This window comes from Clostridium sp. OS1-26, assembly GCF_030915445.1.
Classification (GTDB): domain Bacteria; phylum Bacillota; class Clostridia; order Clostridiales; family Clostridiaceae; genus Clostridium_AM.
Genome location: NZ_CP133264.1, coordinates 849,890 through 864,257, shown reverse-complemented (window position 1 = coordinate 864,257; position 14,368 = coordinate 849,890). Strand labels below are relative to the sequence as shown.

The 14,368-nt window shown below is 32.1% G+C and carries 10 protein-coding genes and 2 pseudogenes; 9 read left to right on the top strand and 3 right to left on the bottom strand.

Translation table 11 applies throughout. The features are described from left to right. Positions 1-293: 293 nt before the first annotated feature. Positions 294-3,817: pseudogene (nifJ, locus tag RCG18_RS04330) on the top strand (pyruvate:ferredoxin (flavodoxin) oxidoreductase). A 67-nt stretch (positions 3,818-3,884) separates the two neighbouring features. Here the strand turns inward: nifJ and RCG18_RS04325 are convergent. After that, positions 3,885-4,052 (bottom strand): DUF3787 domain-containing protein, encoded by a 168-nt coding sequence (locus RCG18_RS04325; protein ID WP_308040210.1) that lies wholly within the window; start codon positions 4,050-4,052, stop codon positions 3,885-3,887. A gap of 252 nt (positions 4,053-4,304) precedes the next feature. On the opposite strand from RCG18_RS04325, the gene RCG18_RS04320 reads away from it, so the two are divergent. The 4 genes and pseudogenes from RCG18_RS04320 (at position 4,305) to RCG18_RS04300 (ending at position 8,548) form a co-directional block, all read left to right on the top strand. Further along, a complete protein-coding gene (locus tag RCG18_RS04320) occupies positions 4,305-4,775 on the top strand; it encodes a DUF3189 family protein (protein WP_308040209.1) in 471 nt (156 codons plus the stop codon). 49 nt (positions 4,776-4,824) lie between these two features. Further along, a complete protein-coding gene (locus RCG18_RS04315; protein WP_308040208.1) occupies positions 4,825-6,333 on the top strand; it encodes a spore germination protein in 1,509 nt (502 codons plus the stop codon). Beyond that, positions 6,317-7,416, top strand: a pseudogene (locus RCG18_RS04305) (GerAB/ArcD/ProY family transporter). Before RCG18_RS04315 ends, RCG18_RS04305 begins: the two are co-directional and overlap by 17 nt. Continuing rightward, the gene (locus RCG18_RS04300; protein WP_308040205.1) at positions 7,400-8,548 is read left to right on the top strand and encodes a Ger(x)C family spore germination protein; all 1,149 of its coding nucleotides are present in this window, start codon (positions 7,400-7,402) and stop codon (positions 8,546-8,548) included. Before RCG18_RS04305 ends, RCG18_RS04300 begins: the two are co-directional and overlap by 17 nt. 140 nt (positions 8,549-8,688) lie before the next feature. Here RCG18_RS04300 and RCG18_RS04295 read toward each other — a convergent pair whose 3' ends face one another. Then, positions 8,689-9,333 carry an undecaprenyl diphosphate synthase family protein gene (locus RCG18_RS04295; RefSeq protein WP_308040204.1) on the bottom strand — a complete coding sequence of 215 codons (645 nt, stop codon included), beginning with the start codon at positions 9,331-9,333 and terminating at the stop codon, positions 8,689-8,691. Between the two features lie 151 nt (positions 9,334-9,484). Here RCG18_RS04295 and RCG18_RS04290 point away from each other — a divergent pair, with 151 nt between their 5' ends. The 3 genes from RCG18_RS04290 to RCG18_RS04280 all read left to right on the top strand — a co-directional run bounded on the left by RCG18_RS04290 (position 9,485) and on the right by RCG18_RS04280 (position 11,531). After that, positions 9,485-9,895 (top strand): hypothetical protein, encoded by a 411-nt coding sequence (locus RCG18_RS04290; RefSeq protein ID WP_308040202.1) that lies wholly within the window; start codon positions 9,485-9,487, stop codon positions 9,893-9,895. Next, positions 9,874-10,815 (top strand): FMN-binding glutamate synthase family protein, encoded by a 942-nt coding sequence (locus RCG18_RS04285; protein WP_308041959.1) that lies wholly within the window; start codon positions 9,874-9,876, stop codon positions 10,813-10,815. Before RCG18_RS04290 ends, RCG18_RS04285 begins: the two co-directional genes overlap by 22 nt. 161 nt (positions 10,816-10,976) lie before the next feature. Further along, positions 10,977-11,531, top strand: a complete 555-nt coding sequence (locus RCG18_RS04280) for a hemerythrin domain-containing protein (protein ID WP_308040201.1) — start codon at positions 10,977-10,979, stop codon at positions 11,529-11,531. Between the two features lie 54 nt (positions 11,532-11,585). Here RCG18_RS04280 and RCG18_RS04275 read toward each other — a convergent pair whose 3' ends face one another. After that, a complete protein-coding gene (locus RCG18_RS04275; protein WP_308040200.1) occupies positions 11,586-12,248 on the bottom strand; it encodes a hypothetical protein in 663 nt (220 codons plus the stop codon). A 265-nt stretch (positions 12,249-12,513) separates the two neighbouring features. Between RCG18_RS04275 and hcp the strand changes: the two genes are divergently transcribed. Further along, on the top strand, positions 12,514-14,367 hold the full coding sequence (gene hcp / locus RCG18_RS04270) for a hydroxylamine reductase (RefSeq protein ID WP_308040198.1): 1,854 nt from the start codon (positions 12,514-12,516) through the stop codon (positions 14,365-14,367). The last annotated feature ends 1 nt before the right edge of the window (position 14,368 follow it).

The following is a 14,368-nucleotide window of genomic DNA, read 5'->3' as shown; positions in this document are numbered from 1 at the left end:
AACAATCCTTTAAAAGTCAATAAAAATAGAAGTGAAATGTCTTATCAATTGATAATAAAAATTAGTTCCTCTTTGTAATAATAATATTCTTTGCTAATTTCTTGATAATATTAAATATTTAGAGTTTTCTTAGTAATAATAAAAAATAGTAAATAATTTTTTATTTTATGTATGAGATTCTCTCTGTATCAAATAATAAGTTAGGAAAATAGTATGAATATCAGGCACATTCAAATTTAAATTATTATTTATTTTCCTGTGCCTTATTTTAGAAATGTAAGGAGGATTATTTCATGAAAAAGGTTATGAAGACAATGGATGGAAATCAAGCTGCTGCTTATGCATCATATGCTTTTACAGAAGTTGCGGCAATATATCCAATAACTCCATCCACTCCTATGGCAGAAGGTGTAGATGAATGGTCTGCTCATGGGAAAAAAAATATATTTGGTCAGACAGTAAAAGTAGCTGAAATGCAATCAGAAGCAGGTGCAGCAGGATCAGTCCATGGATCGCTTGCAGCAGGAGCATTAACTTCAACATACACAGCATCACAAGGACTGCTTTTAATGATTCCTAATATGTACAAAATAGCAGGAGAGCATCTACCAGGAGTTTTTCACGTAACAGCGCGTGCGATAGCTGCACATGCATTATCAATATTTGGAGATCATCAAGATGTAATGGCATGCAGACAAACAGGTTTTGCACTATTAGCTTCATCAAGTGTTCAAGAAGCAATGGACTTAGGCTGTGTTTCACATTTATGTGCAATTAAATCAAGAGTTCCATTTTTGCACTTTTTTGATGGTTTCAGAACATCACATGAGTATCAGAAGATAGAAGTTATTGAGTACGAAGAACTTGCGAAACTTGTTGATTATGAAGCTATTAAACAATTTAGAGATAGAGCGTTAAATCCAGAACACCCTGTAGTAAGAGGTACTGCGCAAAATCCAGATATTTATTTCCAGGGAAGAGAAGTTTCAAATCCATTCTACTTAGCGGTACCAGATATTGTAGAAAACTACATGAGAGAAATAGAAAAGGTAACAGGAAGAGTTTATCATCCATTTGATTATTATGGTGCGTCAGATGCAGAATACATAATAGTAGCTATGGGCTCAGTTTGTGATACTATAGATGAGACTGTAGATTATCTAATAGCAAAAGGAGAAAAAGTAGGAGCTGTAAAAGTACATTTATATAGACCATTTTCTACTAAGTATTTCTTTAATGTATTACCTAAAACTGTAAAGAAAATAGCAGTTTTAGATAGAACAAAAGAACCAGGATCATTGGCAGAGCCTCTATATTTAGATGTAGTTAAGTTATATGATAAGAGCGAGAACAGACCTGTAATTGTAGGAGGAAGGTATGGATTAGGATCTAAGGATACCAGACCATCTCAAATACTCGCAGTGTTTAATAATTTAAAACAAGATAATCCAAAGGATGGCTTTACTATTGGCATAGTAGATGATGTAACAAATACGTCACTTCCAGAAGAAGATATTATACAAACAACACCAGAAGGAACTATAAGTTGTAAATTCTATGGATTAGGTTCAGATGGTACTGTTGGAGCAAATAAGAGTGCAGTTAAGATTATAGGAGATAAAACAGATTTATATGCTCAAGCATATTTCTCATATGACAGCAAAAAGTCTGGAGGAACTACTATTTCACACTTAAGATTTGGGAAAAAGCCTATAAAATCACCTTACCTAGTGTATAATGCTGACTATGTGGCTTGTCATAATAAATCATTTATATATAATTATGATTTACTAAAGGGACTAAAAAAGGTGGTACCTTTGTACTTAATTGCCCATATAGTGAACAGGATTTAAATGATAAACTCCCTGCAGCTTTAAAAAAATATATAGCTCAAAATAATATTAATTTCTATACAATAGATGCAGTATCAATAGCGAGGGAAATTGGGTTAGGCGGAAGAATAAATATGATTATGCAATCTGCTTTCTTCAAATTGGCCAATGTAGTCCCAATAAATGATGCGGTTTCCTATTTAAAAGATTCTATAGAGAAAACCTATGGCAAAAAGGGTGAAAAAATTGTTGAAATGAATAAGGCTGCTGTAGATAGAGGAATAGATTCTTTGGTTAAGATTACAATTCCTAATGATTGGGTAAACGCAGAGGAAATAAATTCACCAATTAAGAAAGAACCTGATTTTATTAAAAATATACAAAGACCAATGGCAAGACATGAAGGAGATGAATTGCCTGTAAGTGCTTTCGTTGGTATGGAAGATGGTTCATATCCATTAGGTACATCTGCATATGAAAAGAGAGGCATTGCTGTTATGGTGCCAGAATGGCAGATAGATAAATGTATTCAATGTAACCAATGTTCATATATATGTCCACATGCAACAGTAAGACCATTCTTACTAGATGAAGATGAGGTAAAGAGGGCACCAGACACATTTAAGACAAAGAAAGCTGTAGGTAAAGGGCTTGAACAATATGAATATCGTATTCAAATTAGTCCGCTAGATTGTACAGGATGTGGCAATTGTGCAGATGTATGTCCAGCCCCAGGAAAAGCTTTAGTTATGAACCCTGCTGAACAGGAAATTGAAATGGAAGCAGAGAATTGGGAGTTTGCAATGACAGTTACTGCTAAAGATGATGTTATGGACCCTAAGACGTTAAAGGGAAGCCAATTTGTAAGACCATTGCTTGAGTTTAATGGTGCTTGTCCAGGATGTGGAGAAACACCTTACGTAAAACTTCTTACTCAACTATATGGAGATAGAATGATGATTGCAAATGCAACTGGTTGTTCTTCGATTTGGGGAGCAAGTGCTCCATCAATACCATATACCACAAATGCAAATGGTAAAGGTCCATCATGGGCAAATTCGTTATTTGAAGATAATGCAGAGTATGGGTATGGTATGTATTTAGCTGTTAAACAAATAAGAGAAAAGTTGGCAGACCTAATGAAAGAATATATACAATCTGGTGGAAATGAACAAGTAAAAGAAGCATTTGATTTATGGATTAAAGGTAGAAATGATGGAGAACAGTCAAAGAATGCTTCCTCAAAGATACTTGAACTCTTAAATAATCAGGATTATAGTAATGATCAAATTATAAAACAAATAATGGAGAGAAAAGATTATTTAATTAAGAAGTCCCAATGGATCATAGGAGGAGATGGTTGGGCCTATGATATTGGATATGGTGGTTTAGATCATGTTCTTGCTTCTGGAGATGATATAAATATACTAGTCATGGATACAGAAGTATATTCAAATACAGGAGGTCAATCTTCAAAATCTACTCCAACAGCTGCAGTGGCAAAATTTGCAGCAGCAGGCAAGAAGATAAGAAAGAAGGACCTTGGCGCTATAGCTATGACATATGGATATGTATATGTTGCACAAGTAGCACAAGGAGCTAATATGAATCAAACTATAAAAGCCATAGTTGAAGCTGAAAATTACAAAGGACCATCAATTATAATTGCATATGCTCCATGTATTAATCATGGTATAAAAACTGGTATGGGAACAAGTATGGCAGAATCAAAGAAAGCCGTAGAAAGTGGATATTGGCATTTATATAGATATAATCCTTTATTGAGGGAAGAAGGAAAGAATCCATTTACACTAGAGTCAAAGGAACCAACTAAACCATTTAAAGATTTTATACAAGGAGAAATAAGATACTCCTCACTTATGAATGTTTTCCCTGAAATTGCAGGAGAAATGTTTGATGCTGCTGAAAAAGATGCTAAAGAAAGATATGAATCTTATAAGCGCTTAGCAGAAATGAAGTATTAAAATTTAAATTGTATTTATGTTATAAAAAAGGGTTGCTGATAATAACAGCAGCCCTTTTTTATAAGTATTATTTTTCGTTTGTATCTACCCATTCTTTTGAATTTCTTACTTCTGTTTCACTAGGTAAGCTAACATTTGAAACTGGTTTTGTGTCTTCTATATTAGCCCATGCTGCAGTATCATGATTTTCTATTGGAACTCCCATAAAGCGTTCCTTAATTCTATTTTTTGCCATACTATCCCTCCTCTATATTATTATCTTCAAAGAAGTAAAAGCTATTAGTGAAAGTTTTTTCATGTTTTACAATATCATGTGAAAATGTTAATATAATCAATTTTACATTAAGTATTAGTCATGAATAAAAATATGGAATTTAAGGTACTTTAATATAATAAAGGATTATATTATTGATTATTAAAATTGAAATTATTAGAGTTATTTCAGGGTAATTAAATTAAAACTTATATGAGAATAGGAGGATTAATTATGATAGTCGTTTATCATGATGCAGGAGGAGCACACTCTACAGCTACAGCTGCAAATATTCATATAGGAAACCTCTCTATGGATAAGATTCCTACAAAAGAAGAGTTATTGAGTCTACCAACTTTTGACAAGACGACTCGAAGTCAAATGGGAACTCTACTATATATTGGGGAAGATGAGTTTGGAAATAAAGTATATACTGTAGGACGTAGATATAAGCCTAATTTGGTTATACCCTCCATATCAAGTATGTATACTATTTTGCATGGGAGTACAGATGATCTGCTTATAGTAGATACACAACCATCTGTTAACCTTTGGATGAAAATTGGAGGTTTTAGTTCAAGAGCAATGAATCTTGTGTCTTTTGGAAGACCTATAGTAACCTATGGAACTATTAAGGCATATAAGGATATTGCAAATATTGTTAAAAAAGTAAAGCAACAAATAGATGAAAGAAATAAGCAGTAAATATATTATAACAATTATTAAGACATCATAAATGGTGGTGTTTGTAAACATGATAAACAATACAAATGTGAATAATAATGGTTCTAATAACAACAATGCAAATATAAAATTATCTAACTGCCTTTTAGATAATATAAATCAATTAAGGGCGAAATTTACCGATTGCCCAGATATCATATGGAAAAATGTATATTTGGATAATAAAGAAGGTTGTTTCATATATATAGAAGGCCTTATTAATGACAACTTAGTACAAAGAGACTTTATAAGTCCTATAATCTCTATGAAATATGAAGATTTATTAGATTTAAAAAAGATACAAAATGTTCCTATTAGCAGAATCTTTCTTACTTATGACTTTAATGAGCTTTTGCAAAATATAATGTCAGGCATAACAATTTTTATTGTGGATGGCATCAATTATGCTATATGCTGTGAAAGTAAGAAATCTGAAAAAAGAGAGATAAGTGAACCGCAAACTGAGAAAAATGTAAAAGGGCCTCATGAAGGATTTATAGAAGATTTAAATGTAAATATGTCTATATTAAGAAAAAGAATTAGAAATAGTAATCTTAAATTTAAAACGTTAAAATTAGGTACTACAACTAATCAAACTACTGCAATTGCCTACATTGAAGGAATAGCAAATCCTCAGATGATAGATACTTTATATAATAAACTAATTACTATAAACTATGACGGAATACTTGCGATTGGTTACATACAACAATTTATAACTGATTTCAAGAAATCACCTTTTCCACAATACCAAGCCACAGAAAGGCCTGATAGAGCTGTTGCAGCACTTTTGGAAGGAAGATTAGTAGTTTTAATAGATATGACTCCTGTAGTTCTTATTGTACCAGTAAACTTTTTTGCATTTTTGACAGCTTTTGATGATTATAGTACCCATTGGATATTTGGGAGTTTTTTGGGAGGGTTAAGGTTTCTAGCTTTAATCATCGCAGTTTTTCTTCCAGCATTATATATAGCAATTATCTCTTTTCATTATTACATGGTTCCATTAAACTTATTGGTATCATTAGCGGAATCCAGATCAAGAGTATTTTTGCCACCTATACTTGAAGCATTAGTTATGGAAATAACTATAGAGTTTATTCGAGAAGCAGCTGTAAGGCTTCCTACTTATATAGGCACTTCGGTAGGCATCGTAGGAGGTATTGTTATAGGGCAGGCAGCAGTTCAAGCAGGTATTGTAAGTGATTTACTTATAATTATAGTAGCAGTGACTGCTATTGCTTCATTTGTACAACCAACTTATGATATGGGCTTAGCTATAAGATTTATAAGATTTGCAATAATGATATTATCTGCTATATTTGGAATTGTAGGTGTTCTCATGGGTGTAGCACTGCTAGTTGCGCATCTTGTTGTATTAGAATCCTTAGGACAGCCATATTTGCAACCCATTATACCTTTAAGGGTTAAGGACCTCAAAGATACTATTGTAAGATTTCCACTTGACTTGCTTAGAAGGAGACCTGAAATGCCAAAACCTGTAGATAAGAAAAGAGGAAAAGATGATGGAGAAGGATAGAAATAACATAACCTCAACGCAGGCAATGACATTTATATTAACTGCTCAAGTGGGAGTTGGTATACTTTCACTACCAGCATCTCTTGCAAAAGCTGTTGGCCATGATGGATGGATTTGTGTAATAACAGCAAATTTTATATCAATAATAGCAGGAATTTTAATAACATTTCTCTTAAAAAAATATTCTAATAAGTCAGTTTTAGAGATTAATAGATTGTTATATGGTAAATATATAGGAACCTTTAATAATTATGTATTAGTACTATACACATATTTGCTACCAGCTTATGTACTAAGACAATTCATTGAACTTCTAAAGATTGGTATACTAAGAAATACTCCAGCTATTATATTGAGTTTTTTGCTATGATTCCTAGCATATATTTAGTTTGGTATGGACTAAAAGCTGTATGTAGATATGGCAGTGTGTTTTACTTTTCAGTAACAACCATGATGATTTTACTAATGATGGTAAGTAAAAATATAAGATTAACATTTCTTCAACCTGTAGGAGAAGCAGGGCTTAGGACTATTATAGAAGGTACAGGTACTGTAACTTTTTCATTTCTAGGTTATGAATTACTGCCTTTTGTTTATCCTAATATTATGAATAAAAATAAGATTACAAAGTCTACAGTAATAGCAATTTTTTTAGCTGGATTTTTTTATACTTCAGTTGTTATAGTTTCTACAGGAGCATTTGGAGAAAATAGACTAAAGTTTATGATATTTCCTCTTTTTAGCTTAGCTAGAACATATAAATCTATGTTATTTGAAAGAGTAGACTTATTTTTTATATCTCTTTGGATACCCGTTATGGGTGGTGCAGTGCGTGCCTATTATTTTTGTGCATATTATAGTTCCTATAAACTTTTAAATATAAAAAACAAAAAAGTTCTTATTACTTTATGCACAATTATAATAGTTTTAATAAGTAGAATCCCAAAAGATCAAATACAAATTTCAAATTTTGAAAAAATAGTTAGTATTTATGGTATTGCAGTTATAGGTTTTCTTTTAGTAAGTTATGCATTTTCCTTTGTTAATAAAAGAGGTGTAAATTCTAATGCAAAAAATAGTTAGAATAAAGATAAAGAAAATACTTGTAATCTTAATGATGGTAATTTTTTCAAGTACACTTATAGGTTGTTGGGATCAAAAAATTTACGAAAAAGTTGGATTTATATTAGTGGTTGGAATAGAGTCCTCAAAGGAAAAGCATAAAAAGCTATTGGTTACTTACACAAACCCAGCTATTGGACTTGGGAAAAAAAATCAGGTAGAACTAACTAGTCAAGAGGCGGACTTATTAAGGCAAGCGAGAGAGATTTCAAGAACAAAAACATCTAGACCATTAGAAGCTGGTAAGATTCAGCAAGTCCTTATTTCAAAGGAGTTAGCAGAAAAAGGTGAAATACATAACTTGGTATCAATATTTTCTAGTGATCCTCTAAGTCCTACACTAGCATTTTTAGTTATTGTAGACGGAAGTCCTTATGAATTATGTAAAAAATCACTTGAGTTCCCAGATAAGCCTAGGATAGGAATGTACCTAAATCAATTACTTGAAGCTGCCGTAAAAGATTCAAAAGCAGCAGAAACTAGAATTTATAATTTTGACACAGAATATTATGCGGAAGGATTAGACAGTATAGTTCCCATGATAAAATTAGAATCTACAACAGTTAAGCTTGCAGGTTCAGCACTGTTTTCAAGAGATAAAATGGTAGGGAACATTGATGTTAAGCAAACTACTTTAATGCTTGCAATGATGAATAAACTAAAAAATACAGCGGAATACATATTTAGAGTTCCTAATATAGAAGAGGCTCATAGTGGTGTAAGAGATGGCATAGCCGTTTCCATTAAAAAAATAAAAAGGAAAATAAATGTTACTATAGATAGAGGTAAACCAATCGTAAATATACAATTAAAATTTAAAGGATTTATAGATGAGTACAGATGGGACGATTTAGATAAAGAAAAAAAGTATAGAGAACTCGAAAGTCAAATGGCTGGGGAGTTGAAAAATGAGTGTTTAAATATAATAAAATACACTCAGGCAGTAGGTAGTGATCCACTAGGAATTGGAGATATAGTAAGGGCTAAACATAGTGACTATTGGAAAAAGGTTGATTGGAAGGAAGCTTATAGAACAGCTGAAATAAATATTGATGTTAAATTTGAATTAGAAAGCCATGGATTACTGTACTAATTTAAAGTAGTTCTTATGAATATAAATAACTATCTATGAAAAAACTATTCAAATATATGTTGACCATATAGAGAAGAAGCGTAAGGAATTGGGTTTGAGTTAATATAGTAAAGGGAAAGCTTTAAAATAGCTTTCCCTTTTTAGCCTCCAAGAGTAACGTCTTGCTTATCATACCATTCAAGAGCTTCGTAAAATTGAGAAGCCTTAAAATCAGGCCAGTAATCATCTATGATGTAAAAATCTGAATAAACTGATTGAACTGGTAAAAAGCCACTAAGTCTTCTTCTTCCTCCCCACCTTATAATTAAGTCTACCCTAGTAATATCAGAGGATTTTAAATAACTTATTATAGTATTTCTATTATTTGTAGTTAAATCATTGGCATTTCCCAAATCCCATTCCCAGCCGTAGTTAACTAAAAAGTTAACTTTCATTTCTCCTTTTCCGAACTGCTTTCTTTCGGTAAAGGGAAGAAGCTCTTTAGGAAACATAGGCGATGAACTATTACCAACAACTAAAAGAGAGGCATCTTCCTTAGATAACATTTTTACTGCATCTATACATGCTGCAGTAAAGGCTTTAGTTTGTACTGCTGGTCTTTTGGTATTGTCCGTAGTAAAACCATAATAAGTTAATTCTTTTACTCCAAGCTCTTTGCAAATCTTAAATAATTGTAATCCGGGATCAAGCCCTGGGCCGTATCCTTGTTCTTTACCTAATCCTTTCATAACAGCCCAGCGTCTGTTTCCATCAGGTATAACGCCAATATGATTTGGAATTCTCATTTTATAGCCTCCTATATATTAACTGTTAATGACAGTATTACCATATAACGTGAATTTTATTCCATAATAAACCAAAGAAAGGATTACATATTACTTTATGTATTTATACACAATAATTATTAATGGTAAAACTGAAAGGAAGTGTATTTTTATGTTTCAAGGCTTAATTAGGGGAATAGCTAATGATACTGTTGACAACATAATAGAAAGAATACTAAAGGACGAATATACAGAAAATCTTTTTGTACTTATAACAGCAGCGCAAAAGTTAACAGTACGCGCTATAATCGAGGCTTGTATGAGAGGAGAATCTGGGCAAGTGTTAAGCAGATCACTTGGTAGCCCAAATGTTCAGTCTCCATGGAATAAAGTATTCTTAAATCCAACACAGCTTTTTTCACTTCCTACAAAGGATGAATTTGCTGTAGATACACAGGTAGTTATAGGTAAGAATGCTTTAAAACCATTAAAATTATCTATGCCTATTATGATTACAGGTATGTCCTATGGAGCCTCATTGAGCTTAAATGCTAAAGTTGCATTGGCAAAGGAGCTAGCTTAGCGGGAATAGCTACTAATACTGGTGAAGCACCAGTTACTAATGAAGAAAGAAAATCTGCTACACTACTAATAGGTCAGTACAATAGATATAGGTCATTGTGCACAGTAGAACAGTTATCTCAGCTGGATGCTATAGAAGTTCAACTTGGTCAAGGAGCCTGGGGAGGAGCAATGATTGGAAGTATTAAACCAGAAAATATAGGAGATCACATGAGAGAATCATGGCACCTTGGAGAAAATCAACCAGCTAATAGAGGTTCAAGATTTGAAGAAGCGAATACACCAAAAGAAATAATAGATTTAGTAAATAAGCTAAAAAAAGACTATGAAGTACCAGTTGGAATTAAAATAGCGGCATCTCATTTTATTGAAAAAGAATTAGATATAGTAATGCAAACCAATGCAGATTTTATAACTATTGATGGTGCTGAAGGAGGAACAGCCGGTTCACCTCCAACTCTTCAAGATAATATGGGGCTTCCTACATTGTATGCTGTATCTAGGGCAGCAAAATATTTGGAGCAAAATGGAGTAAAGGATAAATATGATATTATTTTAGCAGGAGGCTTAAGCACTCCAGGACATTTCCTTAAGGCCTTAGCACTTGGAGCTAGTGCTGTTTACATAGGTTCTATAGCACTAATTGCAATGATTCAAGCTCAAGCAGTGAAAGCGACTCCTAATGAACCCACACCACAGCTTGTGCTTTATGATGGAAAGCTAACAGATGAATTAGATGTAGAGTTAGGAGCAAAAACACTGTCTAATTTTTTGAATTCTTGCAACGAAGAGATGAAACTAGCCCTTGTTGCAATGGGTAAAACTGAATTTAGCCAGCTTTCAATGGCAGACTTAGTTGCTGTAGACAAAGATTTGTCAGATTGCTTAGGAATAGGGTATGCAGGATATCCTAGTAATTAAGTGTCATCTACTTTTATTTAATATATAAAAGATGTATGAAAGTTATAAAATTTCCATACATCTTTTTACTACAGAGTTCAAAAGTTCTGTATTAGTAATGATAAATATGTTAAACTTTTACTTAATTAAAGAACAAAAATATAAAATAGAGGTGATTATAGATGGATTTTATTGAACTAATGAAAGAAGAGCATAAGCTCATAAAAAGAGGACTTAAAGTCATAAGAAAAATATGCATATCTATACTTGAAACAGGAGAAGTATCTTATGATGATTTTATAAAAATGATTGATTTTATACGAAACTATGCTGACAAACATCATCATAGTAAAGAAGAAAATATACTATTTAAGAAAATGGAAGATGAGTTAGGTGAAAAGGTGAGAGCGCCTTTATCTGGTATGCTTATAGAACATGATTTAGGAAGATTATTCATAAGTAATTTAGAAGAAGCACTTAAAAAGTTTAAAGAAGGAGATATGGAAGCAAGAGTGGATATTATAGCTAATTCTATAGGCTATTGTGACTTATTGAATAGACATATAGATAAAGAAGATAATGCTATATACAATTTTGCAAAGAGATCCTTAAATGAAAATTCCCTTAAAGAAATTGAAGACAGCTGTATTGAGTTAGAAGATAATGCTTATGAAAAAAATACTCAAAATAACTACATAAAAATGTTAGAGCAGTTAGAAGAAAAGTGGGTTAAATAGAAGCTTATATTACAAAGAAAGAGTAAAAGATGTTGAATCCTTTACTCTTTTTTATTATTTTTTTATTATTTCATTTACAGATACAGGAGTTCCATTAGCATTATGAGCTACTTTATAAGTAAAGCTGCTGTCAAGTGTTTCAATGAAAGCTTTAATCCATGCCTCTCTTAATGTGTAAAAAATGTTTATGTCTCCTCCAACGGAACTCCAATAATTTTTGTGCAGACATAATGCAGTTTCCCACTGCAACTTATCTTCAGTGCTTACAGTAATGTCATTTACTCTATCACAAGGCATACCCTCAATGATATAGCTATTTAATGCATTAAACATTTCTTCTGGATTACTAATTTGATATTTTTCTTTTGCTTCTTCAGCACAAATACGGGCTTGCTTAGCATATAAATCTAGAGCTATGTTTAGTGCCTCTTCTTTATTATACTTATTAAATATTTCTGTTATAAAAGCAGCCTGTCTTGTCTCTGCAAGTGATATTTTATGTTGTAACCAACCATGTATATTAGAAACATCTATCAATTCCTCTATAGGTTTATTCTCTAAAGGATATCCATGCTTCTCTTCTATATCTTTATATAAGCTTTTTACACTCTCCCCATATTTTTCTGTATAAGCATTGACTAAATCTGATTCTAAACCCTCATATAATTTTATTTTATTGAATAACCATGTATGAATAGGTGCTAAAAATTTACTCATTTTTATATCTCCCTTCTAAACAACTATATAAAATAAATTATCACTGAAATTTAAATATAGTGACGATGTATTTTAAATAAGTTAGATTAGTATTTATTTTACTAGATATTATTTTATGTGTTTATTATATTATTAAACATTTCTTTTTTCCGTAACATAGGTTACTGATTTATAACATTATTTTTGGTAAAGTATAATCACCAATAGAAAACCCGCAGGATTTTACATAGCAAGTAAAAATTTATATTGATAGGGGGAAATAATAATGAAAATAACTAGTAATATGCTAATCGGAGAAATTTTAAAACTAGACAGCAAGGCAGCACAAATATTAATGAATCATGGTATGGGATGCGTAGGATGTCCATCTTCACAAATGGAATCACTAGAGCAAGCAGCGGCAGTTCATGGCATAAACTTAGATAAATTAGTAGAAGATTTAAACAACGGACTTGGATATAGCTTAAAGACAAATGATTACGATATGTTCTGTTATCAATGTGAGCAAACTGCAGGAGGTAAAGGTTGTACAAAGGCTGGAGTTTGTGGTAAAGATGCGGCTGTAGCTGCATTACAAGACCTTTTAATTCATGAATTAAAAGGAATAGGTTTCTATGGAAATGAAGCAGTTAAAAAAGGAATAAAAATAGATAGTAAAATTAATAAATTCACTATGGATGCATTATTCTCAACTTTAACAAATGTAAATTTTGATTCTAATAGATTAGTTGATTTAATAAAGGAATCTGAAAGTGTTAAAGCTCAACTTAAGGGAGTAGCAGGAGAAATTACTGTAGAAATTCCTGATGAGATAGATTATAAAGCGCCAAATACTATAGAAGAGATGATATCAGACGCTAAAGGTCTAGGTATTATGTCAGATTCAACAATAAATGAAGATGTACGCTCATTAAGAGAATTAGGCATATATGGAATAAAAGGAATGGCAGCTTATGCTCATCATGCTTATGTATTAGGAAGAGAAGACGAAGTAGTAAATAACTTCTTCTATAAGTTATTAGCAGCTACTTTAGATAAAAACTTAACTGTATCAGATTGGCTTAGCTTAGATATGGAACTTGGACAAGTAAACTTTAAAGTTATGGAGCTTCTTGATTCAGCTAATACTAGTGAATACGGAAATCCAGCTCCAAAAAGCGTACTAGTAACTAAAAAGAAAGGTCCATTTATAGTAGTATCAGGACATGATCTAAAAGACTTAAAACAATTATTAGAGCAAACAGAAGGAAAAGGAATTAATATTTATACTCATGGTGAGATGCTCCCATGTCATGCATATCCAGAGTTAAATAAATATAGCCATCTTGTAGGAAACTTTGGTGGAGCTTGGCAAGACCAACAAAAAGAATTTGATAACCTTCCAGGAGCAGTTCTAATGACAACTAACTGTATACAAAAGCCAAGAGAGAACTACAAAGATAGAATATTTACTTCCAGCGTAGTAGCTTGGCCAGGTGTTGCACATATTGATGATAAAGATGGAGTAAAAGATTTTAAACCAGTTATTGAAAAAGCTTTAGAACTTGGCGGATGGACTGAAGATGAAGAAGAAAAATCAATACTAGTTGGATTTGGGCATAATGCAACATTAAGCAATGCAGGAAAAATAGTAGAAGCAGTTAAAGCAGGAGCAATTAAGCATTTCTTCTTAATAGGTGGATGTGATGGTGCAAAATCAGGAAGAAACTACTACACAGATTTTGCTAAGGCTGTTCCAGAGGATTCTATAATATTAACTTTAGCTTGCGGTAAATATAGATTTAACAAGTTAGATTTTGGAACTATAGGAGAGCTTCCTAGATTACTAGATGTAGGACAATGTAATGATGCATATTCAGCAATTAAAATAGCATTAGCATTAGCAGAAGCATTTAATTGTGGAGTAAATGATCTACCATTATCACTAATTCTTTCATGGTATGAACAAAAAGCTGTATGTATACTACTAACATTGTTATCTCTTGGAATCAAAAACATTAAGATAGGACCTTCATTACCAGCATTCCTATCACCAAATGTAGTTAATGTATTAGTTGAAACATTTAACTTAGCTCCAATAACTACTCCAGAACAAGATTTAAAACAAATCCTAGGATAAA